This window comes from Microbacterium sp. AC215, assembly GCF_979258645.1.
Genome location: NZ_OZ409869.1, coordinates 993,105 through 1,016,222, shown reverse-complemented (window position 1 = coordinate 1,016,222; position 23,118 = coordinate 993,105). Strand labels below are relative to the sequence as shown.

Sequence of the window (23,118 nt, the reverse complement as noted above, 5' to 3'; positions counted from 1 at the left end):
GGTGTCAACGCTCAGCGACCTCGCCAATGCCCAGGGCCGTCTTGCCGAGAACGATGTCGAGTGGCTGCATCGACTCGCCGGCGACGGTCAGCTTCTCGCGGACCTCGCGTCGGCGGACATCGTCGTCTGGATCGAGACCGACGACGGATCGTTCGTCGCCGTAGCCCACGCCCGTCCGAGCGGAGCGGCCACCCTGTTCTACCGCGACATCGTGGGCGAGCGGGTGCGGCCGCAGTGGCGCACGCAGGTACAGGGGGCGTTCGATTCGGCGGAGATCGTGGACTCGTCCTCGCCGGATTGGTTCGAGGAGACCCCGACGCGCGTGAGAGCGGTGCCGATCGTCAACGAGCGCCGCGGCAGTGAGCACCAGGGGACCGTCATCGGCGTCGTCACCCGGCACACGAACCTCGGCGAGGCCCGGACGCCGTCGCGACAGCAGATCACGTTCGACGAGTGCGCGAACGACATCTTCCGGATGATCGCCGACGGCAGCTTTCCCGATCCGGCGGCTCCGACCTCCCCGCGCCGCGGAGCTCCCCGAGCGTCAGACGGCTTGATCCGGATCGACGTCGACGGCATCACGACGTTCGCCAGTCCGAACGCGCTCTCGGCGTTCAATCGCATGGGTTTCGATGACGAACTGGAGGGCGAGTCTCTCGCCGAGGTCACCACCAGGCTCGTGCCGCCGTCGCGACAGGTCGACGAGTCGCTGCCCGTCGTCGTGACGGGGCGCGCCCCGTGGCGCACCGACATCGAAGCACGCGGCGTCACTGTCTCGCTGCGGGCGATTCCCCTCAAGGATCACGGGACGCGCATCGGTGCCATCGTCCTGTGCCGGGACGTGTCGGAGCTGCGTCATCAGGAGCAGGAGCTCATCACCAAGGACGCGACGATCCGTGAGATCCATCACCGAGTCAAGAACAACCTGCAGACGGTCGCATCGCTGTTGCGCATCCAGGCGCGTCGTACGCACTCGGACGAGGCGCGCGATGCGCTGACCCAGGCGATGAGACGTGTGGACTCCATCGCGGTGGTTCACGACACCCTCGCTCAGGGGCTGACTCAGAAGGTCGACTTCGACGAGGTGTTCCACCGGGTTCTGAAGCTCGTCGCCGAGGTCGCATCCGCGCCGAACACCCGTGCGCGCACTCGGTCGACCGGGCGCTTCGGGGTCCTGCCGAGCGAGTACGCGACGCCGTTGGCTCTCGCGCTCACCGAGGTCGTCACGAACGCGGTGGAGCACGGCCTCGCAGGGCAGGAGGGCATGGTCACGATCGACGCCGCGCGCACCGAGGAGAATCTGCGCGTCACGGTGCACGACACCGGCAAGGGGCTGCCGGAGGGGCGCATCGGTCAGGGACTGGGAACGCAGATCATCCGCACCCTGATCCAGGGGGAACTCAGCGGATCGATCGAGTGGCGGGGGAGCGAGGGAGAGGGCACCGAGGTCGTCATCGACATCCCGCTCCGCTGGCTCACCGCGTGACGAGTCCGCTGCGGCGGTGAGCAGATACGCAGAAGCGGCCCGAGACATCGTCTCGGGCCGCTTCTCGATGTTCAGGAGGCGCGGCGGGCGCGGGCGGCGCGGCGCTTGAGTGCGCGGCGCTCGTCCTCGGAGAGGCCGCCCCACACGCCCGAGTCCTGGCTGGACTCGAGGGCGTACTGCAGGCAGATCTCGGTCACCGTGCAGGTGGCGCAGACGGTCTTCGCCTTCTCGATCTGGTCGACGGCCGGACCCGTGTTCCCGACAGGGAAGAACAGTTCGGGGTCGACAGTCAAGCAGGCGGCCTTATCGCGCCAGTCCATGGGGGCTCCTCGGTGTGGTTTTTCAGAAATCGACGCACTGCGACGACTCGGATTTCGGGTGCAGATCGGGTTCAGCTACCCTGTATGAGATACGGACGGATGCCCGCTTTCTGTGATGCGAGCTCGAAGCCCGCCCCACGCCGCTGTGGGAGCACATGACGCTGTCTATTCTGTTACATGAAACCGGCGAAATCAAGGGTTTCCGCCGTTCTCATCCGATTCTCAGGAGACAACTGTGCGCTCACCCGGCCTCGCTCTGGCGGCATCCGCGGTCCTCGCGGCGGAGGGCGCCGCCTTGATCGTCTTCGCTCTCATCGAGCTCGTGGGCCTCGGTGCAGGGGACGCAGCCTCACTGCCGACAGCTCTCGCTCTCATCGTGCTCACTCTCCTCGGCGCCGCCGCGCTCATCGCGTTCGCGATCGGGACGAGGACGGGGCGGTCATGGGCGCGATCGGGTGGCGTCGTCTTCCAGGTGCTCGCCATCGCGCTCGCGCTCGCCTCGCTGACGCTGCAGCCGGTCGCGTGGGCGTTCACCGTCGGAGTGGGTCTGCCAGCACTGCTGTGCTTCGCGCTGCTGATCGCCAGCACGCGAGCCGAGAACGAGCGCCCGGCGGAGTGACCGTCAGGCGTCGACGCCGAGGAGCTTGCGCAGGCGCGCGACGTGTCCGGTGGCCTTGACGTTGTACTGGGCGAGTGCGATCGTGCCCTGCTCATCGAGCACGAAGGTCGATCGGATGACGCCCTCCACGACCTTGCCGTAGTTCATCTTCTCGCCCCATACGCCGTACGCGGAGTGCACCGCGTGGTCGGGGTCGCTGAGAAGGGTGAAGGTGAGGCCGTCGCGCTCGCGGAACTCGGCGAGCTTTGCAGGCTCGTCGCGCGAGACCCCGACCACCCGGTATCCGGCGCCCTCGAGCGACGAGATGCTGTCGCGGAAGTCGCAGGCCTGAGTCGTGCAGCCCGGGGTCATGGCCGCGGGATAGAAGTACAGCACCGTCTTGCGGCCGCGCAGATCATCGAGGGTGACGGTCTGTCCGTCTTGGTCGAGGAGAGCGAAGTCGGGGGCAGCGGTTCCGGGTTCCAGGCGCACAGTCACCCCTCCAGCCTAGCGGCCGGGCGTCTGCTCCGCCTTGTCGGCGAAGGTCTGCAGGAGCCGCTGGAGGGAGTCCAGACGCGCTCGTCCCGTCTCGCTGAGCTCGCCGCTCTCCGCGGCTTCGATGAGAGCGCAATCCGGGGCATCGGCGAGGTGCGTGCAGCCGCGCGGACAGTTCTCGGCGATCTCGGCGAGCTCGGTGAATGCGGCGAGGATGTTCGCAGGGTTGACGTGCCCGAGTCCGAAGGACCGGACCCCCGGGGTGTCGATCACCCAACCGCGACCCTCGGGGCCGACGTACCGCAGAGAGACGGTGGACGAGGAGGTGTGCCTGCCACGGCCGGTGACCTGGTTGACGTGCCCTGTAGCACGGAGCGCGCTGGGCACCAGGGCGTTCACGAGCGTCGACTTGCCCACGCCGGAGTGGCCGACGAAGACCGTCGAGTGACCGACCAGTGCCGCGCCGATCTCATCGACGGGCATCTCGTCCTGCGCACTCGTGAAGACGCGCAGGTCGAGGCCGTCGAAGTGCGACAGGAAGGCGCTGGGATCGGCCAGGTCGGTCTTGGTCACGACGAGGAGCGGGCGGATGCCGGCGTCCAGAGCGGCGACGAGATAGCGGTCGACCAGTCGGGCTCGCGGCTCGGGGTCGGCCGCGGCGACGACGACCAGCATCTGATCGGCGTTCGCGACGATGACGCGCTCGACCTGGTCGGTGTCGTCGGCGCTGCGCCTGAGCAGAGAGGTGCGATCGGCGATGCCGATGATGCGCCCCAGTGTGCCGTCCTCGCCGGAGATGTCACCGACGACCTTCGCCTGGTCGCCCGTCACGATCGGGTTCCTGCGGAGTTCTCGTGCCCGTGCCGCGGTGATCATCCGCTCGTCGGGCGTGTCCTCATCGAGCAGCACGGAGTAGCGGCCGCGGTCGACACCGAGGACGCGTCCGATCTGCGCATCGTCATGGGCGGGCCGCCGCTTCGTGCGGGGGCGATTCGCCTTCGGGTTCGGACGCGCGCGGATGCTGCTCTCATCGAAGTCCTCGAAGTCGTCCTCGAGGTCGTCGGAGTCGTCGAGCCAGCTCACGCGGACGCGCCCCGCAGCATGCGCTCCCACAGGAGGGTGAATTCCGGGAGGGTCTTCGATGTCGTTCCGATGTCGTCGATCTCGACTCCCGGAACGCGCAGGCCGATGAGGGCGCCCGTCGTCGCCATGCGGTGGTCGTGGTGCGCCGCCCAGCCGCCGCCGTGCAGATCCCGCGGGATGATGCGCAGACCGTCGGAGAGCTCCTCGGCCTCGCCTCCCAGCGCGCGGATGTTGCCCACGAGGGCCGCGATGCGATCGGTCTCGTGGAGTCGGATGTGACCGATTCCGCGGATCGTCGTCGGGCCGGACGCGAACGCCGCGAGCCCGACGAGGGTGGGAGTCAGCTCGCTCGCTGCGGACAGGTCCATGTCGAGTCCGCGGATCTCGGAGCCGGCCCTGACCGTCAGCGTCCCGCTGTGACGGCCGACGTGCGCGCCCATCGCCTGCAGGATCTCGGGAAGCAGTGCGCCGGGCTGGGTGGAGTGCACCGGCCAGCCGGGAACCGACACCGCCCCGCCCGTGACCAGGGCGGCGGCGAGGAACGGCGCGGCGTTCGAGAGATCGGGCTCGATGGCGATCTCCTTGGCGCGGGGCACCCCGGCTTCGACGAGCCACTCTCCGGTGGCGGGCCGCTCGATGCGAATGCCACGACGACTCAGCGCCTCGATCGTCATGTCGATGTGGGGCAGGCTCGGCAGATGCTCGCCGGTGTGCACCAGGTGCAGACCCACGTCGAACCGCGGCGCCGCGAGCAGCAGTCCCGAGACGAACTGGCTGGATGCCGAGGCATCGATCTCGACCCGTCCACCGCGGATGCGGCCGTGCCCGCGGACGGTGAACGGCAGCGCCCACGTCCCCTCGTCGTCGATGTCGACTCCCAGGTCGCGCAGTGCGCTGATGAGGCCGCCCATCGGCCTGTGGAGCGCGGTCTCGTGAGCGGTGAGGTGCACGTCGTGCTGCGCGAGGCCCGCGAGCGGCGCGATGAAGCGCATGACCGTGCCGGCCTGTCCGCAGTCGATCGTGGTGCCGCCGACGAGTTTGGCGGGAGTGATCGCCAGATCGGGGCCGAAGTCTCCGTTGCCGTCGACCTCCTCGATGCCCACACCCAACGCACGCAGCGCGTCGATCATCCGGCGGGAGTCGTCGGAGTGCAGCGGAGCGATGAGCCGGCCCGGTCCGTCAGCGATCGCGGCGATGATGAGCTCGCGATTCGTGAGCGATTTCGAACCCGGGATCGTCACGGTCGCGTGGACGGCGTTCGCGCTGGTCGGCGCGACGTAGACGCCCTGGACAGGGGAGGGGGAATACCTGTTGGCGCTCATCGGTTCCCACCTTAGTAAACGCGAGTGCTCGCATGACGGAATCCGGGCGCTCGACGACAAGGAGAGAGCATGCTCGCAACGCTGGAACGCGAGTCGGTGGACCTCGCCCGCCTAGACTGGCCGGTGATGGATGACACGGCAACCGCAGAGACGGTCAGCGACCCTCGGCGCGAATTCGAGGAACAGGCGATCCCGTTCATGGATCAGCTCTACGCCGCGGCGATGCGCATGACGCGCAACCCGGCTGATGCTGCTGACCTCGTGCAGGAGACCTTCGTCAAGGCGTACGGATCCTGGGCGACGTTCTCGCAGGGCACGAACCTCAAGGCGTGGCTCTATCGGATCCTCACGAACACCTACATCAACATCTACCGCAAGAAGCAGCGGGAGCCGTTCCAGGGCACGATCGACGAGCTCGAGGACTGGCAGATGGGCGGTGCGGAGTCGACCACGACCACCGCGTCGCACAGCCGTTCGGCGGAGGCGGAAGCCATCGACCATATGCCCGCATCGGTCGTCAAGGACGCGTTGCAGGCCGTACCCGAGGACTTCCGGCTGGCGGTGTACCTCGCGGACGTCGAGGGCTTCGCCTACCAGGAGATCGCGGACATCATGAAGACGCCCATCGGCACCGTGATGAGTCGCCTGCATAGAGGCAGGCGGATGCTGCGGGAGCTGCTGGCTGACTACGCCGTGGAGCGGGGAATCTCCGCGGCCGACCCGAGGAGCAAGAAATGACCGACTGCGGCTGCGACAAGGCCCGCAAGGATCTCGAGGAGTACCTCCGCAACGAGGTCTGCAACACCGAGCACACGGAGATCCGCGAGCATCTCGAGAACTGCCCGTCCTGTCGGGACGAGGCACTCGTGGCGACGACCCTCACCGAGGTCGTGGCGCGCGCCTGCAAGGAGACGGCTCCGGAGGAGCTGCGCGACCAGGTGTTCGCGCGACTGCGCGAGGTGCAGTCCGCTCAGCACTGACCGCGGGCGAGCAGCCGTCGACCCCTGAGATCGTGATGTCGGCATCCGCCCATAGGCTGGAAGCATGACGCTCATCGATTCACGCGACATCCCGGCCGATCCGACCTCCACCGAGCGACTGGCGGCGGAATCGCTGGTCTACCGGGTCGTCGAGACCGCTGACGACGCACAGTCCGAGAGCTTCCAGAGGGCGATGACCCGAGGTTTCCTCGGCGCGGAGCCCACACCGGAAGTGCTCGCCTTCGGCCGAGCGGCCTTCGAGTCGCGACGCAACATCGGCGTCTACGACGCAGCGGCGACGGACGCCCCTCCGGTCGCCACGATCGACTCCTGGGTCACGCCGCTGACGCTGCCCGGTGGGGGCGAGATGCCGATGTGGGCGATCAGCGGAGTCACGGTGTCGGCCACGCACCGACGTCGCGGCATCGCGCGAGCGCTCCTCGAGGGCGAGCTCAGGGCAGCGGCGACGGCAGGAGTGCCGATCGCGGGGCTGACGGTCTCGGAGGCGACCATCTACGGCAGGTATGGCTTCGGGTCGGCTGTGCATATGTCGCGCGTCACGGTCGATACCCGTCGCGCCGGCTGGGCAGGTCCGTCTTCGGACGGCCGCGTCGAATACCTCGACCGCGAGTCGCTCGCCGCGGAACTCGGAGCGGTGCATGATCGGGTCCGCGGCCATCGTGGCGGCCAGATCCCCGGGTGGCACTCGCGATGGACCGGCATCGCCGGCCTGTCACCGAGTGACACCGACCGCGATCAGGTGCGCGGCATCCGCTTCGTCGATGCGGACGGCGAGGTGCGTGGGGCGATGGCCTTCACCCTCAGCGAGCGCACCGGATCCTTCCGATTCGCCCTCGCCGTGCGCCTGCTGGTCGCGGAGACTCCCGAAGCGACTGCCGCCCTGTGGGGCTTCGCGCTGCAGCACGATCTCGTCGACGAGGTCACCGCTGATCTGCGCCCGCTCGACGATGCCCTTCCGTGGCTGGTTCGAGACCCGCGCGGTGTCACACAGACGGTGCACGACCATGGCTGGCTGCGCCTGCTCGACGTCCCCGCGGCTCTCCCTGCGCGACGATACTCGGCGCCCATCGATGTGACTCTGCGCGTTCGCGATCCGCTCGGCTTCGCGTCGGGTGACTGGCGTCTGCGCGTCGACGAGACGGGGGAGGCGTCCGTCGAGGCCGTGGACGATACCGCGGCCGTGGATGCGGAGCTCGATGTGTCCGCGCTCTCCATCCTCTATGCCGGGGGTGTGCGGGCCTCGTCTCTGCACGTCGCCGGACGGATCGATGCCGACGCCGCCGTCGTCGAAGAGCTGGACCGCGCGTTCGTGGCATTCCCCGCGCCGGCACTCGACATCTGGTACTGAACTCTCAGACGAAAGGGGCGCCTCGACCGAAGTCGAGGCGCCCCTTTCATGTCTGCCGGGTATCAGCCGAGCGTGAGGGCATCCCGCAGCAGCTTCGCCTGCTCGGCCGCGTGCACCTTCGACGAGCCCGTCGCGGGCGATGCCGAAGCCGGACGCGATACCGGACGGAAGCTGCGGTCACCCGGGACATCGGCGAAGGCGAGTGCCAGGAACGGCCAGGCTCCCTGGTTCTCCGGCTCCTCCTGCACCCACACCAGCTCGGCGTTCGGGTACGAATCGGTGATGGCCTTCAGTCCGTCGATCGGGGTCGGGTAGAGCTGCTCGAGCCTGACCAGCGCGATCTCGGGGTTCGGGTTCTTCTCGAGTTCGGCCTTGAGATCCCAGTGCACCTTGCCGGAGTGCACGAGGACGCGCTTCACGGCATTGCGATCGAGGCCCCGGTTGTCGTCGAGAACCGGCTCGAAACGGCCCTGCGTGAAGGCCTCGACCGGGCTCGTCGCCCCACGCAGACGCAGCATGGCCTTCGGGGTGAAGACGATGAGCGGCTTGCGCGGACGCGCGTAGGCCTGGCGGCGCAGCAGGTGGAAGTACGACGCGGGCGTCGAGGGGCGCGCGACGATCATGTTGTCCTGCGCGCACATCTGCAGGAACCGCTCGATGCGCGAGGAGGAGTGGTCCGGCCCCTGACCCTCGTAGCCGTGGGGGAGGAGCAGCGTGACGCTGGACTGCTGTCCCCACTTCTGCTCCGCAGCCGAGATGTACTCGTCGATGACCGACTGAGCGCCGTTGACGAAGTCGCCGAACTGGGCCTCCCACAGCACGAGGGCCTCGGGAGCCTCGACGGAGTAGCCGTACTCGAAGCCGAGCGCCGCATACTCGCTGAGGAGCGAGTCGTAGACGAAGAAGCGGCCCTGGGACTCGGAGAGGTTCGACAGCGGCAGCCACTCCTGGCCGTTCGCGCGGTCGTGCAGAGTCGCGTGACGCTGCACGAACGTGCCGCGGCGCGAGTCCTGCCCGGCGAGCCGCACGGGCGTTCCCTCGACGAGGAGCGAACCGAAGGCGAGAAGCTCGCCGAAGCCCCAGTCGATGTTGCCGTTGCGGCTCATGTCGAGACGCTTCTCGAGCTGCTGCTGCAGCTTGGGGTGCACGGTGAAGCCCTCGGGCTTGTTCACGAACGCGTCGCCGATGAGCTGGATGACCTCGTTCGAGACTCCGGTGATCTCCGGAGCGCCGACCTGCTCGTCGACCGGCGGCAGATCCTGCGCGACCGGGTTGGCGCCGGTCTCGGCGGCGTGCGTCTCGGCGAACGCGATCTCCAGACGGTTCTGGAAGTCGGCCTTGGCCTCGTCGTACTCCTCTTCGGTGATGTCGCCACGACCGACGAGCGACTCCGTGTACAGCTTGCGCACCGATCGCTTCGCCTGGATCAGGTCGGTCATCAGCGGCTGCGTCATCGAGGGGTCGTCTCCCTCGTTGTGACCACGGCGGCGGTAGCAGACGAGGTCGATGACGACGTCGCGGTGGAACCGCTCGCGGTATTCGAACGCGAGCTGCGCGACGTGGATCACAGCCTCGGGGTCGTCGCCGTTCACGTGGAACACGGGTGCCTGGATGGTCTTCGCGACATCGGTCGAGTACACCGAGGAACGCGAGTCGTTCGGGAGGGTCGTGAAGCCGACCTGGTTGTTGACCACCACGTGGATCGTGCCGCCGGTGCGATACCCGCGCAGCTGAGACATCTGCAGCGTCTCGACCACCACGCCCTGACCGGCGAACGCCGCGTCGCCGTGCACGAGGATCGGCAGCCAGGCGAACGTGCCGATCGGCTTGCGGTCCTGCTTGGCGCGCACGATGCCCTCGAGGACTCCGTCGACCGTCTCGAGGTGAGACGGGTTCGCGGCCAGATACACCGGGAGCTCGGAGCCGTCATCGGCGACGAACGTTCCCTCGGTGCCCAGGTGGTACTTCACATCGCCCGAGCCGCGCTGGTTGCCGGGGGTCTGCGTGCCCTCGAACTCCTGGAACACGTGACCGTAGGTCTTGCCCGCGATGTTCGTCAGCACGTTCAGACGGCCGCGGTGCGCCATGCCGATCGCGGCGCCCTCGAGTCCGGATGTGGCCGCACCCTGGAGGATCTCGTCGAGCAGCGGGACGAGAGACTCGCCGCCCTCGAGCGAGAACCGCTTCTGACCGACGAACTTGGTCTGCAGGAAGGTCTCGAACGCCTCGGCCTCGTTGAGCTTGCGGAGAACCCGCAGCTGCTCGTCGTGGCCGGGCTTCTGGTACTTGACCTCGACCTTCTCCTGGAACCAGCGGCGCTGCTCGGGGTCCTGGATGTGCATGTACTCGATGCCGAGCGTGCGGCAGTACGAGTCGCGAAGGACGCCGAGGATGTCGCGCAGCTTGGCGACCCGACGGCCACCGAACCCGCCCGTCACGAACTCGCGGTCGAGATCCCAGAAGGTGAGCCCGTGGCTCTCGATCTCGAGGTCGGGGTGCGAGCGCTGGACGTACTCGAGCGGATCGATGTCGGCCATCAGGTGACCGCGCACGCGGAACGAGTTGATGAGCTCCTGCACGCGGGACTGCTTGTCGACGCGCTCGGCGAGATCCACCGCGATGTCGGGGTTCCAGCGGATGGGGGAGTACGGGATGCGCAGAGCGGCGAAGATGTCGTCGTAGAAGCCGCGCTGTCCGATCAGGAGCTCGTGGACCTTCTTCAGGAACTCGCCGGAGCCGGCGCCCTGGATGACGCGGTGGTCATAGGTGCTCGTCAACGTGATCGTCTTGCCGATCGCCAGCTCGTTGAGCGTCTTCTCGCTCGCTCCCTGGAACTCGGCCGGGTACTCGAGGGCACCGGCGCCGATGATGCAGCCCTGCCCTTTCATCAGTCGAGGCACGGAGTGCACGGTGCCGATGCCGCCGGGGTTGGTGAGTGAGACCGTGGTGCCCTGGAAGTCGGCCGCCGTCAGCTTGTTGTTGCGGGCGCGCGTCACGAGGTCTTCGTAGGCGACGAGGTACTCGCTGAAGGTCAGCGTGTCGGCGCGCTTGATGCTGGGGACCATCAGAGCGCGCGTGCCGTCGGGCTTGGGCAGATCGATCGCGATGCCGAGGTTCACGTGAGCCGGAGCCACGACCGAGGGCTTGCCGTCGATCTCGGCGTAGAAGACGTTCTGGCTGCGGAACTCGTCGAGCGTGCGGATCAGCGCCCAGCCGATGAGGTGGGTGAAGCTGATCTTGCCGCCGCGCGTGCGCGCCATGTGGTTGTTGATGACGATCCGGTTGTCGATCATCAGCTTCGCGGGCACCGTGCGCACGCTCGTCGCGGTCGGAACCGTCAGCGACTCGTCCATGTTCGCGGCGAGGGTCTTGGGCAGACCGCGGAGGGGCGTGACCTTGTCCTCTTCGACGGGCTCGGCTGACTCGGGCGCCTCGGCCTTGGCTGCGGGCTTCGGAGCCTGCGCGGGGATCGGGGCTGCAGCGGCGGGCTTGGTCGTGGTCCGTGCGACGGGCTGTGCGCCGATGACCGGGATGGGCGCGGTCACGGGGTGAGCCGGCTGCTCCGTGGCGGCTGCGGGGACCGCGCTGCCGGTCGCGGCATCCGACTGGTACTTCTCGAGGATCGGCCACCACTCCTTGTCGACGGAGTCGCGGTTCACCTTGTACTGCTCGTAGAGCTCTTCCACGAGCCAGGAATTGGCTCCGAACCCCCCGTCGCCCCCGACGCCGGTCACCTGGTTCGACACGCTCGATCGCCCTCTTTCATCGCTGAAGTCCATATATGCACACCAGGACGCGTGATGCGTCCGGGCCCGCACACTCTCGACTTCCAAGCCTAACGTGTTTCCTCGGGCATTCGTCGAAGGCATGCGCCCTCGGCGGCGCTATCTGAGTACCGTGGGGGTATGGAGTTCTCCGGTGAGTCACCCGCAGTCGATCTGACCTATTCCGACGTGTTCCTCGTGCCGCGACGATCGGCTGTCACGAGTCGTCTGCAGGTCGATCTGGCGCCGCAGGACGGGACTCCCGCGACGCTCCCGATCGTGGCCTCGAACATGAATTCCGTCACCGGTCCTCGGCTCGCCGCGGTGCTCGCACGGCGGGGCGGGCTCGGAGTGCTTCCGCAGGACATGCCCCTGCAGGGGCTGGACGCCGCGATCCGCGATGTCAAGGCGCAGCCGGTGCTGTGGGACACGCCGATCGTGCTGCCGCCCGAGGCGTCGGTGGCGGATGCCCTTCGTCTGATGCCGGCCACCGCCGGGCACGGCATCGTCGTCGCCACGGGAGAGGCACCGCACGATGCGGAGAGGATCCTCGGCGTCCTGCCCGCGACACGGCTGGCGACCGCGCTGCCCGATGCGCAGCTGGGCGATCTCGTGCACGTCGGCACACCGTCGCTCGACGCCGACGACATCGGATCCGAGCGTCATGCGTTCGACGTGATCACCGACGCGGGCGTCGACATGGTCACGATCACGCACCACGGACATCTCGTGGGCACCCTCAGCGCGCGCAGTGCTCTGCGCTCGACGCTGTATCGGCCGGCCCTGGACCGCGACGGCCGTCTCGCCGTCGCGGCGGCGGTCGGCATCAACGGAGACGTCGCCGCCAAGGCGAAGGCACTGGCGGCCGCAGGCGTCGACGTGCTCGTGGTCGACACGGCGCACGGGCACCAGGAGGGGATGCTGCGTGCGCTGAGCGCCGTGGCCGCTCTGGACCTCGGCATCCCGATCGTGGCGGGGAACATCGTCACCGCCGACGGCGTCAAGGACCTCGTCGAGGCGGGCGCCTCGATCCTCAAGGTCGGCGTGGGGCCCGGTGCCATGTGCACGACGCGGATGATGACCGCGGTCGGCCGACCGCAGTTCTCCGCCGTGCTCGAGACCGCAGAAGCGGCACGCGAGCAGGGCGCGCACGTCTGGGCGGACGGGGGCGTGCGATATCCGCGTGATGTGGCGCTCGCGCTCGCCGCCGGCGCAGCATCCGTCATGGTCGGCTCCTGGTTCGCCGGGACGATCGAAGCGCCCGGGGAGCTGCAGAGCGACGCGGAGGGCCGTCTCTACAAGGAATCCTGGGGGATGGCCTCGACGAAGGCGGTGCAGGCCCGATTCGGACGCCTCGATGCCTATGAGCGCGCACGGAAGGAGCTGTTCGCGGAGGGGATCTCCTCGTCGAAGATCTACCTCGATCCGCTGCGCCCGGGACTCGAGGACCTGCTCGACATGATCACCTCGGGCGTGCGGTCGTCGTTCACCTATGCCGGTGCGTCTTCGGTGCCCGAGTTCCACGACAGGGCGCTCGTCGGGCTGCAGTCCGCGGCCGGATACGAAGAGGGCAAGGCGCTGCCGGTCAGCTGGTAGCGGTCCGTCCTCCGTCGCACCGGCATCCCGTAGAATCGTGGACACCATGGACGACCCTCCCAGTTGTAGTACATCGCCCCACTGCCTGCCTCTCCACATCGGGAGGAACGACTGATGGACTACATCCTCTTGGGCGTGGGGCTTCTGCTCACTGTGGGCACGGGGCTGTTCGTCGCGAGCGAGTTCGCGCTGGTCAATCTCGACCGTGCCGACCTCGAAGCCCGCCAGGCCCGGGGCGAGTCCCGCCTGTCGCTGACGATCAGCGCACTCAAGCACACCTCGACCCACCTGTCGTCCGCCCAGCTCGGCATCACCCTGACGACGCTGCTGACGGGGTACACGATGGAGCCGGCGCTCTCGAACCTCCTCGGTCCGACGCTCGTCGCGTGGAGCATCCCTGACGCGGCCGTCGGCCCGATCGCCACCATCGTCGCCATGCTGGTCGCCACGGTGCTGTCGATGATCCTCGGCGAGCTCGTTCCGAAGAACTTCGCTCTCGCCCTGCCGCTCGCGACCGCGAAACTCGTCATCCCGTTCCAGGTCGCCTTCACCACCGTCTTCAAGCCCGCCGTCGTCGTGCTCAACGGCAGCGCGAACGGGGTCCTGCGGAGCATCGGCATCGAGCCGAAGGAGGAGCTCTCGGGCGCCCGCAGCGCAGAAGAGCTCTCCTCTCTCGTGCGTCGTTCGGCGAGCGCCGGGCTGCTCGAAGCCGACACCGCCAGCCTGCTCGACCGCACCCTGACGTTCTCGCGATTGACGGCCGCCGATGTGATGACGGCTCGGCCGAGCATGCATGCGCTCGCCGTCGGAGACTCGGCGGACGACGTCATCCAGCTCGCTCGCCGGACGGGGCACAGTCGCTTCCCGGTGTACGACGACGATCTCGACGACATCACGGGTGTCGTTCACCTCAAGGCCGCGATCTCCGTGCCGCGCGAGCGACGCGGCGAGGTCCCTGTCGGCGCGCTCTCGACCGATCCGCTGCGCGTGCCGGAGACCGTGCACGTCGATGCGCTCATCTCTGAGCTCAGAGCCCGCGGATATCAGCTGGCGGTGGTCGTCGACGAGTACGGCGGAACTGCCGGTCTCGTCACGCTGGAGGACCTCGTGGAGGAACTCGTGGGCGAGGTCTCCGACGAGCACGACCGCACGCGCGCCGGTGTCGTCCGCAATCGGGACGGCATCACGTTCCCCGGGGAGCTGCGGCCCGATGAGTTGCGCCGCAGAGCGGGCGTGGAGGTTCCCGAGGGAGATGTGTACGACACCGTGGGCGGGTATGTCATGAGCGTCCTCGAGCGCGTGCCGTCGGTGGGCGACGAGGTCGCCCTCGACACGGGCACGCTCCAGGTCGTCCGGATGGACGGTCGCCGCGTCGATCGGATCCGCTACGTTCCGAGTCCGGATCTGCCGGGAGAGGTGGTCGGACGATGAACGACTGGGGAGGACTGGCCTGGCTGGTCGTGCTGCTGGTGGCGAACGCGTTCTTCGTGGGCGCAGAGTTCGCAGTGATCTCCGCGCGTCGATCGCAGATCGAGCCGAAGGCCGACCGCGGGTCGCGCTCGGCCAAGACCGCGCTCTACGCGATGGAGCACGCGACGCTGATGCTCGCGACCTCGCAGCTGGGCATCACCATCTGCTCGCTGCTGATCCTGAACGTCTCAGAGCCCGCCATCCACCATCTGCTCGCTGTGCCGCTGCACGCGATCGGCTGGTCGGACGGCGTCGTCGACGCGGTGTCGTTCACGATCGCCCTGCTCATCGTGTCGTTCCTTCACGTCGTGTTCGGTGAGATGGTGCCGAAGAACCTCGCGTTCTCGGTGCCGGATCGCGCGGTGCTCATCCTCGCGCCGCCGCTCGTGCTGGTGTCGAAGATCTTCATGCCGGTGATCTGGCTGCTGAACGCGGCCGCCAACGGCGTGCTGCGGCTGTTCCGGGTCGAGCCCAAGAACGAGGCGGCGTCGACGTTCACACTCGACGAGGTCGCGACGATCGTCGACCAGTCACGGCGCGAGGGCGTGCTCACCGACACGGCGGGCACGGTCGCGGCCGCCGTGGAGTTCACCGACAAGAAGGCTCGCGACGTGGCTGTTCCGCTCAGCGATCTCGTGACCCTTCCGCAGTCCACGACGCCCGACGACATCGAGAAGGCCGTCGCCCGGTACGGATTCTCGCGCTACGTGATCGTCGACGACGAGGGTGCGCCGGTCGGGTACGTCCACCTGAAGGACATCCTGCGGGCGTCGGACGGGCCGGGCTCTGCCGCGAAGCTGGTCGAGCCGCTGCCCTCGAAGCGCATCAACCACATGGTGCCGATCCAGGAGGACACGGATCTGGAAGACGCACTCGCGGTGATGCGCCGAGCGGGTCGACACCTGGCGAAGGTGCGCGACTCCCAGGGGCGCACGACCGCCGTGCTCTTCCTGGAGGACATCCTCGAGGAGCTCGTGGGCGAGGTGCAGGACGCGACCCGTCGCATCCGCGGCCACTGAGCCGCACACATGACGAAGGCCTCGGTCCGAGCGGACCGGGGCCTTCGCCGTGGGTGGTGGTCAGCGCCAGTGCGCGCGCTCGTACTGCGGCGGCCAGGTGATGTCCGCGCCGAGTTCGTGCGCGGCGCGGAGCGCGAAGTGCGGGTCGCGCAGCCACTCCCGGCCGGCGAAGATCGCGTCGGCGGCCCCGTCGGCGAGCACCTGCTCGGCCTGTTCGGCAGCGGTGATCAGGCCCACGGCGGACACCGGGATGCGTCCGCCCTGGCGTACCGACTCGGCCAGCGGCACCTGGTATCCGGGGAACACGCTGATCTGCTGATGCGCGACGAGCCCGCCGCTGGAGACGTCGATGAGATCGGCCCCGTGCTCGGTAGCCCAGGTGCTCACCGTCGCCGCCTCCTCGGGCGTGAACCCGCCCTCGGCGTGATCGGTCGCCGAGATGCGGACGAACACCGGCACATCGTCACCGGCGACCTCGCGGATCGCGTCGACCACCCGGAGGAGCAGCCGAGCCCGGTTCTCGAGCGATCCGCCGTACTCGTCGTCCCGCAGGTTCGACAGAGGAGAGAGGAACTGGTGCAGCAGGTATCCGTGTGCGCCGTGGACCTCGAGCACGTCGAAGCCGGCGTCGAGCGCCCGTCGAGTGGCGGCGGCGAATCCCGCCACGACGGCGTCGATGCCGGCCGCATCGAGTGCGACCGGTGCGGCGAAGCCCTCGAAGGCGATCGCGGACGGGGCCGTGGTCGTCCATCCGCCGTCGGTCTCGGGCACGGATCCGCGCTCGTCGGCCCAGGGCCACCAGGTCGACGCCTTGCGGCCGGCGTGCGCCAATTGGATGCCCGCAGCGGCACCGCGCGAGTGGATCGCCTCGACGATCGGCGCCCAGGCGTCGCGCTGCTCGTCGTTCCAGAGCCCGGCGTCTCGCGGTGAGATGCGACCTTCCGGCACGACAGCGGTCGCCTCGGCGACGATCAGGCCCGCGCCGCCGGAGGCGAACTGCGCGAGGTGAGTGTGGTGCCACTCCTGCACGACGCCGTCCACCGCGCTGTACATGCACATGGGGGACACCCAGAGCCGGTTGCGGAAAGTGGAGGAACGGATGCTCAGGGGAGAGAAGAGAATGCTCACCCCTCGACGCTACTGTGCGGCTGGGGCGAGGAGGGCCGTCGCACTAACGTGGAGTCATGCCCGACGCACGCGATTGGTCCCGCGACGACACCGCCCGCCTCCTGCGCGTGCCGGGCGCGGATGACGACAAGTACTCCCGCGGGGTCGTGGGCCTGCGCACCGGGTCTTCGGACTACCCCGGCGCAGCCGTGCTCGGCGTGGAAGCGGCGTGGCGTGCCGGAGCAGGATTCGTCCGGTATATCGGTGAGGGACGAGCGGCGGATGCCGTGATCGCGCGCCGCCCCGAGACGGTGGTCAGCCCGCGGGCCGCCGGCGCACGCGTCGGCGCCTGGGTCATCGGATCGGGGACGAATGCCGCGAGCAGGACCTCCGACGAGGAACGCGAGCTCCGCGACCTGCTCGACGGCTCCGTCCCGGTGGTCGTCGACGCGGGGGCACTGGATCTCGCGCCCGGGAGCCGCGCGCCGCTCGTGCTGACGCCGCATCGACGCGAGTTCGAGCGGCTGCAGACTCAGCTCGGCTTCGCCGGTGACGATGATCGGGCGACCGCGGTCGCCCGCGTGGCGAGCGAGATCGACGCGACCGTGCTGCTGAAGGGCGCGCAGACGCTGATCGCCGACCCCGACGGCGGCGTCATCCGAGTGGAGGCAGGCACCGGCTGGCTGGCGACGGCCGGCACCGGTGATGTCCTCGGGGGTGTTCTCGGAGCGCTGCTCGCGGGCGACGTCGACGCATCGACTGCGGAGATCGCGGCCGCCGCCGCCTGGCTGCACGGTCACGCCGGGCGCATCGCTGCGGGCATCGGCGCAATCGGCGGCGCGCAGGGGCATCCGATCGTCGCCCTGGATGTCGCGGAGGCTCTTCCTCGCGCGATCGCGGACGTCATCGCGTGAGCCGCACCACGACGATTCGTCTCGTCGCGCTGTGGAGCGCGTTCGCGACCGTGCATATCGCGATCGCGGTCATGGGGTGGCTGTACCCGAGCCAGCCGATGGGCGACGTGGTGCTGGTCTACGGACCCTGGTCGACCGCCGCGCTCTCGGGAGGAGCGATCGTCGGGATCACCGAGTCGTGGGTCTATCCCCAGCTCGCGCTCGTTCCCATGCTGCTCGCCAAGGTCCTGTCGGCCCCGCTCATCGCCGTCGTGGGCGCCTCGGAGGCCTATCTGATCGCGTGGGCTGCGCTCGTGACGGTGCTCGATGCGATCGCCTTCGCGGTGCTTCTCGGCCGCGCGTCATCTCGGCCGCGGCGTGCGGCGGCGTGGTTCTGGGTCGCCGCCCTGCTTCTGCTCGGCCCGATCGCGATGTACCGCATCGACGCGATCACCGTGCCTCTGGCGGTGATCGGCGGGCTCTGGCTGGTCCGTCGCCCCGCTGCGGCAGCCGCACTGCTGACGATCGGCGCCTGGATCAAGATCTGGCCGGCCGCCCTCGTGCTCGCCGCCGTGGTCGCGCTCGTGAGCAGGATGCGCGTCCTGCTCACGGCTGCAGCCGTGTCCGCCGTCGTCATCTCGCTGCTGTTCCTGCTCGGAGCCGACACCGAGATCTTCGGATTCCTGACGGAGCAGACCGGGCGGGGCCTCCAGATCGAAGCCGTCGCGGCGACCCCGTTCCTCTGGCTCGCGATCTCGGGTGCCGCTCGCATCGAGTACAGCTTCGACATCCTGACCTTCCAGATCAGTGCTCAGGGTGCGGACGCGGTCAGTGCGGTGCTCACACCGCTGATGGCGGTCCTCGTGGTCGTCGTGATGGTCGTCGGGGGACTCAAGGCTGCGCGGGGCGCATCGTCGGCGCGGCTGTTGCCTCCTCTCGCGCTGAGTCTCGTCACGACCCTGATCGTGATGAACAAGGTGGGCTCGCCGCAGTTCCAGACGTGGCTGATCGCTCCGGTCATCCTGTGGTTCGTCTTCGACCGCGCACGAGCCGTCTGGCCCGCCGTGCTCGTGCTCGCGCTCTGTGCCCTCACGTGCCTGGTCTACCCGCTCAGCTACGACGCGCTGCTGCGCGCGGAGCTGCTGCCCATCGTCATCCTGACCGCGCGGAACGTCCTCCTCATCGTGCTCCTCGCCGTCGGCATCCGCGCCGTCGTCCGTGTGCCCGCCCGCAATCCGTCCACCACCCGGGAGTGAACCCATGCTGATCGCCTTCTCCGTCGCGCCGAGCGGCTCACCCTCCGACGGATCGGAGCGCTCAGACGCGTCGGTCCACGACGCGGTCGCCGCCGCCGTGCGGGTCGTGCGCGAGTCGGGACTGCCGCACCGCACGACCAGCATGTTCACGGAGATCGAGGGACCGGACTGGGACTCGGTGATGGACGTCGTCAAGCGCGCGACCGACGCCGTGATGCCGTTCGGGTCGCGGGTCTCGCTGGTGCTCAAGGCTGACATCCGACCCGGGTACGAGGGGGAGCTCGATGCGAAGATCGAGCGGCTCGAAGCGGCGATCGACGACTCGGACACCCCGTAGACTCGACGGGTGAATCCCTCGACTGAATCGAGGGGTGCGGCGAAGTGGGCGCTCCTCTCGCTCGCCATCGGCAGCTTCGGCATCGGCATGACCGAGTTCGTCGTCATGGGCCTGCTGCCCAACATCGCTGACGAGCTGCTGCCCACGCTGTGGGCCAGCAGCCCCGAAGACGCGCTGAGCCAGGCCGGCTGGCTGATCTCGCTCTACGCTCTCGGCGTCGTCGTCGGAGCTCCCACGATCGCCGGCTTCGTCGCGCGCTACCCGCGGCATCGCGTGATGATCGGGCTGGCTCTGGCGCTGACCCTGTTCAACGCGCTCACGGTCTTCCTCCCGACCTTCGAACTCGTCGGTGCCTCGCGATTCCTCGCGGGGCTGCCTCACGGCGCTTACTTCGGCATCGGCGCGCTGGTCGCGGCTGACGTGATGGGGCCGGGCAACCGAGCCAAGGGCGTCGCCTTCATCCTCACCGGATTGACGGTGGCGAACGTGGTCGGGGTGCCGTTCGGGACCTTCCTCGGTCAGCTCTGGGGGTGGCGGGCAGCCTTCGCGGTCGTGACCCTCGTCTTCGCCCTCGCGACCGTCTGCATCATCTTCTTCGTGCCCGAGCATCCCGGCTCTCCCGGCCGGACCATGCGCGAGGAGCTCGGCGTGTTCCGCATCCCGCAGGTCTGGTTCACGCTCGGCGTCGGTGCGATCGGGTTCGGCGGCTTCTTCGCGGTCTACAGCTACATCGCGCCCCTGGTGACCGAGGTGGCGGGCTCTCCCGAGTGGGCGGTGCCGATCGTGCTGGTGCTGATGGGATTGGGCATGACCGCCGGCAACCTCGTCGGCGGGCATCTCGCCGACATCGACCTGCGACGCACGCTGCTCTTCGGACTCGCAGCGATGGCGCTCGTGTTCGCACTCCTCGCCGTGCTCGCATTCTGGATCGTCAGCCTCGCCATCCTCGTATTCGTCGTGGGCTTCGTGTCCTCGGTGCTCAGCCCGACGATCCAGACGCGGTTGATGGATGTCGCCGGAGACAATCAGTCGATCGCCGCGGCGATGAACCACTCTGCGCTCAACATCGGCAACAGCCTCGGCGCGTTCCTCGGCGGCATGGTGATCGCGGCCGGATGGGGCTTCGTCGCGCCGTCGTGGACCGGGGCGGCCCTCGCCGTCGCGGGCCTCGTGATCGCGTTGCTGTCGTATCGCACAGAGGCGCGCAAGCCCGTCCTCGTTCAGGCCTGAGCGGCATTGCGCCTCATAGAGTGAGGCTGTGACCGATCTCGACCATCTGCCCGTCGCCGGGACGGCCGTGCTGCTGCGCTCGACACCCGACGGCTTCGCTGTGCTGCTGATGCGCCGGCCGGATCGCGGTTCGTTCGCCGGTGCGTGGGTGTTCCCGGGCGGCAAGGTGGAGCCGTCCGACCGCCGCGCGGGGGCGGAGGAGAGCGACGACGCGCGTCGAGCGGCGATCCGTGAGACGCGCGAGGAGGTCGGCCTGACGATCGCCGATCCGGTGCTGCTGTCCCGCTGGCAGCCGCCGGCCGAGGCGCCGATCCGCATCCGGACGTGGTTCTTCCTCGCCGGAGCGCCGCGAGGGGACCTGCGGTTCTCGCCCGACGAGGTCGTCGACGCGGTCTGGCTGAGCCCTGCCGAAGCTCTGTCGAGGCATGCGACGGGGGAGTGGACGCTCTTCCCGCCGACCTGGGTCACCCTGCATCAGCTCAGCCGGTTCGACACGGCCGAGGACGCTCTCGCGTCGGCTGGCGAGGCGCAGCACTTCGCGACCCGAGTGGTCCAGTCGCCACAGGGCACCGACTTCGAGTGGGAGGGCCTACGGCTGCGCACCGGATCCCTGCCGTGGACGATCGATCCGATCTAGCTCGCGAGCAGCCGCCGCAGGTTGCTGCCGACCGCCTCGGTCTCGATGAGGAAGCCGTCATGCCCGAAATCGCTGTTCAGCACCACGGCCTCGGTGCCGTCGAGGGTGTTCGGGATGCTGCGGGAGATGCGGTGCTGGCCGTCGACGGGGAAGAGGCGGTCGCTGTCGATGCCCAGGACGAGCGTCGTCGCCGTCACGGCGCGCAGCGCCTCTTCGACCCCGCCGCGATCGCGGCCGACGTCGTGCGAGTTCATCGCCTCGACGAGGGTGATGTAGCTGTTCGCGTCGAAACGGCGGGTGAACTTGTTGCCGTGGAAGTCCAGGTACGACTCGACCGCGAAACGTCCGCCATGGCCGAGAGGCGACACCCCTGACTGCCACGAGCGCTGGAACCGCTGGTTGAGCTCGATCGGACTGCGATAGTTGAGCAGTGCCATGCGACGGGCGAGCGCCAGTCCGCGGTGCGGGCCGTCGCCGTCGGCCAGATCGTAGTACTCGCCGCCCAGGAACCGGGGATCCATCCGGATGGTCTCGAGCTGCACCGTGTTCAGGGCGATCTGATCGGCTGTCGTGACCGGAGGCGATGACAGCACGGCGAGGCGAGCGACACGCTCGGGGTGCGAGACCGCCCATTCGAGCGCGTGCATCCCGCCCATGGAGCCGCCGATCACCGCGGCCCAGGTGTCGATGCCCAGCGAGTCGGCGAGGCGTACCTGCGCGGCGACCTGGTCGCGGATCGTCAGGTAGGGGAAGCGCGAGGCCCACTCGTATCCGGAGGGGGCGATGCTGGCCGGGCCGGTGGATCCCTGGCAGCCGCCGAGCATGTTGGGTGCGATGACGAACCAGCGGTCGGTGTCGAGCGGTGCTCCGGGGCCGGTGATGTCCTCCCACCAGCCGGCGGTCGGGTGTCCCGCCCCGGCGGCGCCGCGCACGTGACTGTCGCCGGTGAGCGCATGCAGGACGAGGACCGCGTTGTCCCGGTCGTCGTTCAGCTCGCCCCAGGTCTCGAACGCGAGGCGGAAGCCCGGGAGCTCGGCGCCGCTCTCGGTCGGGAAAGCGCCGAACGAGGCGAAACGCCGTCCGCCGGCCGGGTCCCCGTCGCGCCAGGCGCCGGTGGCGGGAGGTCGCGCGCGAAGCAGGCGCACGTCGGCCTCCGTCACGGGCGCCGACGGCACCGTGTCCTCAGAGGTCGTCTGCCAGTCCATGCTTCCATTCTCGCCTGACGCGCGACGCGCCGGCCGCAGGTTACGCGCCCGGTGCGCCGCGGACGGATGCGTCGTCGGATCGCTCAGAACGCGAGGGTGGTGACCGTCGCCAGGTGGTCGCTGCTGCCTGCCCGCATGGTCGTCGAACCGAGCACGGTCAGGCCGCGCGTGAAGACATGATCGATCCTGGCGAGCGGGAGTGCGGCGGGCCACGTGAACCCGAGGGCGCCGTCGGTCGGCCTGACCCAGTCGAGCTGAGATCGGATGGCGCCCAGGGCAGGATCTGCAGAGGCGGCGTTGAAGTCGCCGACGACGACGACCGACCCCGATGAATCGGCGGCGACGGCATCGGCGATGCCGGACAGCATCGCGTCCCGCTCGCTCTGCACGCCCGGGCGGACCGACGCCGCGTGCATGACGTAGACGGCCACGTCGCCGTCCGGCGCATTCACGACCACACGCAGTGCGCGCTTCCAGTCGAGTCCGAGCGACAGCGCCTGCGCATCCGTGATCGGCAGGCGGCTCCACACGGCGACCGTGCCGACGGCATACGAGTGCGGGTAGTCGGCGGCGAGCGTGTCGCGTGCCGCCGCGAGGCTGTCGGCGTCGAGCTCGGTGAGGGCGATGACCTCGGCGCCGGAGCCAGCGAGGTCCGTCGCGGATTCCGCCGCGCCACCGGAGTGGGCGCGCACGTTCTGGCTGACTATCCGCACGCCGGGCGATTCGTCGGCGCTGCCCGATGCGAAGCCCGGAGCAGACGGAGCGATCGCCATCATCCACGCGACGATAGGCACGAGCAGCACCAGGAGGACACGGCGGGCGAGGAGGAGGGCGACCACCGCCAGCACTCCGAGCGCGAGACCGCACCAGGGGAGAAGCGCAGCGGCCGCGGTTCCCACCACGCCCGGGACCCAGACGCACACGATCATGACCAGCACGACCAGTGCGACG

At 68.9% G+C, this 23,118-nt stretch carries 21 protein-coding genes; 13 read left to right on the top strand and 8 right to left on the bottom strand.

Translation table 11 applies throughout. The features are described from left to right. The first annotated feature begins 1 nt into the window (after position 1). Entirely contained in the window at positions 2-1,486 is a 1,485-nt protein-coding gene (locus ACZZZF_RS05210) for a sensor histidine kinase (RefSeq protein WP_053095672.1), read from the top strand. 71 nt (positions 1,487-1,557) lie between these two features. On the opposite strand, the gene ACZZZF_RS05205 is transcribed toward ACZZZF_RS05210, so the two are convergent. Then, a complete protein-coding gene (locus ACZZZF_RS05205; RefSeq protein ID WP_028503730.1) occupies positions 1,558-1,806 on the bottom strand; it encodes a WhiB family transcriptional regulator in 249 nt (82 codons plus the stop codon). A 235-nt stretch (positions 1,807-2,041) separates the two neighbouring features. On the opposite strand from ACZZZF_RS05205, the gene ACZZZF_RS05200 reads away from it, so the two are divergent. Beyond that, positions 2,042-2,425: a hypothetical protein gene (locus ACZZZF_RS05200; RefSeq protein WP_053095673.1), complete on the top strand. Its 384-nt coding sequence runs from the start codon at positions 2,042-2,044 to the stop codon at positions 2,423-2,425. Positions 2,426-2,428: 3 nt separating this feature from the next. Here ACZZZF_RS05200 and bcp read toward each other — a convergent pair whose 3' ends face one another. From bcp to aroA, 3 genes are read right to left on the bottom strand one after another with little or no spacing between them, the layout of a single operon-like run. Further along, positions 2,429-2,902 carry a thioredoxin-dependent thiol peroxidase gene (bcp, locus tag ACZZZF_RS05195; protein WP_053095674.1) on the bottom strand — a complete coding sequence of 158 codons (474 nt, stop codon included), beginning with the start codon at positions 2,900-2,902 and terminating at the stop codon, positions 2,429-2,431. Between the two features lie 9 nt (positions 2,903-2,911). After that, the gene (gene rsgA, locus ACZZZF_RS05190) at positions 2,912-3,982 is read right to left on the bottom strand and encodes a ribosome small subunit-dependent GTPase A (RefSeq protein ID WP_053099066.1); all 1,071 of its coding nucleotides are present in this window, start codon (positions 3,980-3,982) and stop codon (positions 2,912-2,914) included. Beyond that, positions 3,979-5,304 (bottom strand): 3-phosphoshikimate 1-carboxyvinyltransferase, encoded by a 1,326-nt coding sequence (aroA, locus tag ACZZZF_RS05185; protein WP_056278260.1) that lies wholly within the window; start codon positions 5,302-5,304, stop codon positions 3,979-3,981. The genes rsgA and aroA overlap by 4 nt, the downstream gene beginning before the upstream one ends. A 69-nt stretch (positions 5,305-5,373) precedes the next feature. Between aroA and ACZZZF_RS05180 the strand changes: the two genes are divergently transcribed. From ACZZZF_RS05180 to ACZZZF_RS05170, 3 genes are all read left to right on the top strand, one after another. Next, positions 5,374-6,042 (top strand): sigma-70 family RNA polymerase sigma factor, encoded by a 669-nt coding sequence (locus tag ACZZZF_RS05180; protein ID WP_053095676.1) that lies wholly within the window; start codon positions 5,374-5,376, stop codon positions 6,040-6,042. Beyond that, positions 6,039-6,284 carry a zf-HC2 domain-containing protein gene (locus ACZZZF_RS05175; RefSeq protein ID WP_053095677.1) on the top strand — a complete coding sequence of 82 codons (246 nt, stop codon included), beginning with the start codon at positions 6,039-6,041 and terminating at the stop codon, positions 6,282-6,284. Before ACZZZF_RS05180 ends, ACZZZF_RS05175 begins: the two co-directional genes overlap by 4 nt. A 64-nt stretch (positions 6,285-6,348) precedes the next feature. After that, positions 6,349-7,653, top strand: coding sequence for a GNAT family N-acetyltransferase (locus ACZZZF_RS05170; RefSeq protein ID WP_463497395.1), 1,305 nt, complete (start codon positions 6,349-6,351; stop codon positions 7,651-7,653). Positions 7,654-7,715: 62 nt separating this feature from the next. On the opposite strand, the gene ACZZZF_RS05165 is transcribed toward ACZZZF_RS05170, so the two are convergent. Beyond that, entirely contained in the window at positions 7,716-11,399 is a 3,684-nt protein-coding gene (locus ACZZZF_RS05165; protein WP_072591063.1) for a multifunctional oxoglutarate decarboxylase/oxoglutarate dehydrogenase thiamine pyrophosphate-binding subunit/dihydrolipoyllysine-residue succinyltransferase subunit, read from the bottom strand. Positions 11,400-11,558: 159 nt separating this feature from the next. On the opposite strand from ACZZZF_RS05165, the gene guaB1 reads away from it, so the two are divergent. From guaB1 to ACZZZF_RS05150, 3 genes are all read left to right on the top strand, one after another. Beyond that, on the top strand, positions 11,559-13,013 hold the full coding sequence (gene guaB1 / locus ACZZZF_RS05160; protein ID WP_053095680.1) for a GMP reductase: 1,455 nt from the start codon (positions 11,559-11,561) through the stop codon (positions 13,011-13,013). Positions 13,014-13,127: 114 nt separating this feature from the next. Then, positions 13,128-14,444 carry a hemolysin family protein gene (locus ACZZZF_RS05155; RefSeq protein WP_053095681.1) on the top strand — a complete coding sequence of 439 codons (1,317 nt, stop codon included), beginning with the start codon at positions 13,128-13,130 and terminating at the stop codon, positions 14,442-14,444. After that, positions 14,441-15,502: a hemolysin family protein gene (locus tag ACZZZF_RS05150; RefSeq protein WP_053095682.1), complete on the top strand. Its 1,062-nt coding sequence runs from the start codon at positions 14,441-14,443 to the stop codon at positions 15,500-15,502. The genes ACZZZF_RS05155 and ACZZZF_RS05150 overlap by 4 nt, the downstream gene beginning before the upstream one ends. Before the next feature lie 60 nt (positions 15,503-15,562). On the opposite strand, the gene ACZZZF_RS05145 is transcribed toward ACZZZF_RS05150, so the two are convergent. Next, positions 15,563-16,630 carry an NADH:flavin oxidoreductase/NADH oxidase gene (locus ACZZZF_RS05145; protein ID WP_053095683.1) on the bottom strand — a complete coding sequence of 356 codons (1,068 nt, stop codon included), beginning with the start codon at positions 16,628-16,630 and terminating at the stop codon, positions 15,563-15,565. 56 nt (positions 16,631-16,686) lie between these two features. Between ACZZZF_RS05145 and ACZZZF_RS05140 the strand changes: the two genes are divergently transcribed. From ACZZZF_RS05140 to ACZZZF_RS05120, 5 genes are read left to right on the top strand one after another with little or no spacing between them, the layout of a single operon-like run. After that, entirely contained in the window at positions 16,687-17,523 is an 837-nt protein-coding gene (locus ACZZZF_RS05140; protein ID WP_295105615.1) for an NAD(P)H-hydrate dehydratase, read from the top strand. Further along, positions 17,520-18,758 (top strand): hypothetical protein, encoded by a 1,239-nt coding sequence (locus tag ACZZZF_RS05135; protein WP_463497394.1) that lies wholly within the window; start codon positions 17,520-17,522, stop codon positions 18,756-18,758. Before ACZZZF_RS05140 ends, ACZZZF_RS05135 begins: the two co-directional genes overlap by 4 nt. A 4-nt stretch (positions 18,759-18,762) precedes the next feature. Further along, on the top strand, positions 18,763-19,095 hold the full coding sequence (locus ACZZZF_RS05130; RefSeq protein ID WP_463497391.1) for a thiamine-binding protein: 333 nt from the start codon (positions 18,763-18,765) through the stop codon (positions 19,093-19,095). Positions 19,096-19,104: 9 nt separating this feature from the next. After that, a complete protein-coding gene (locus ACZZZF_RS05125) occupies positions 19,105-20,325 on the top strand; it encodes an MFS transporter (protein WP_463497388.1) in 1,221 nt (406 codons plus the stop codon). A 28-nt stretch (positions 20,326-20,353) separates the two neighbouring features. Continuing rightward, positions 20,354-20,962, top strand: coding sequence for an NUDIX hydrolase (locus ACZZZF_RS05120; RefSeq protein ID WP_463497385.1), 609 nt, complete (start codon positions 20,354-20,356; stop codon positions 20,960-20,962). Here ACZZZF_RS05120 and metX read toward each other — a convergent pair. Together metX and ACZZZF_RS05110 are read right to left on the bottom strand one after the other, a co-directional pair. Further along, on the bottom strand, positions 20,959-22,167 hold the full coding sequence (gene metX / locus ACZZZF_RS05115) for a homoserine O-acetyltransferase MetX (RefSeq protein WP_463497382.1): 1,209 nt from the start codon (positions 22,165-22,167) through the stop codon (positions 20,959-20,961). The two genes, ACZZZF_RS05120 and metX, sit on opposite strands and share 4 nt — an antisense overlap. 83 nt (positions 22,168-22,250) lie before the next feature. Beyond that, the gene (locus ACZZZF_RS05110) at positions 22,251-23,096 is read right to left on the bottom strand and encodes an endonuclease/exonuclease/phosphatase family protein (RefSeq protein ID WP_463499917.1); all 846 of its coding nucleotides are present in this window, start codon (positions 23,094-23,096) and stop codon (positions 22,251-22,253) included. Positions 23,097-23,118 lie beyond the last annotated feature (22 nt).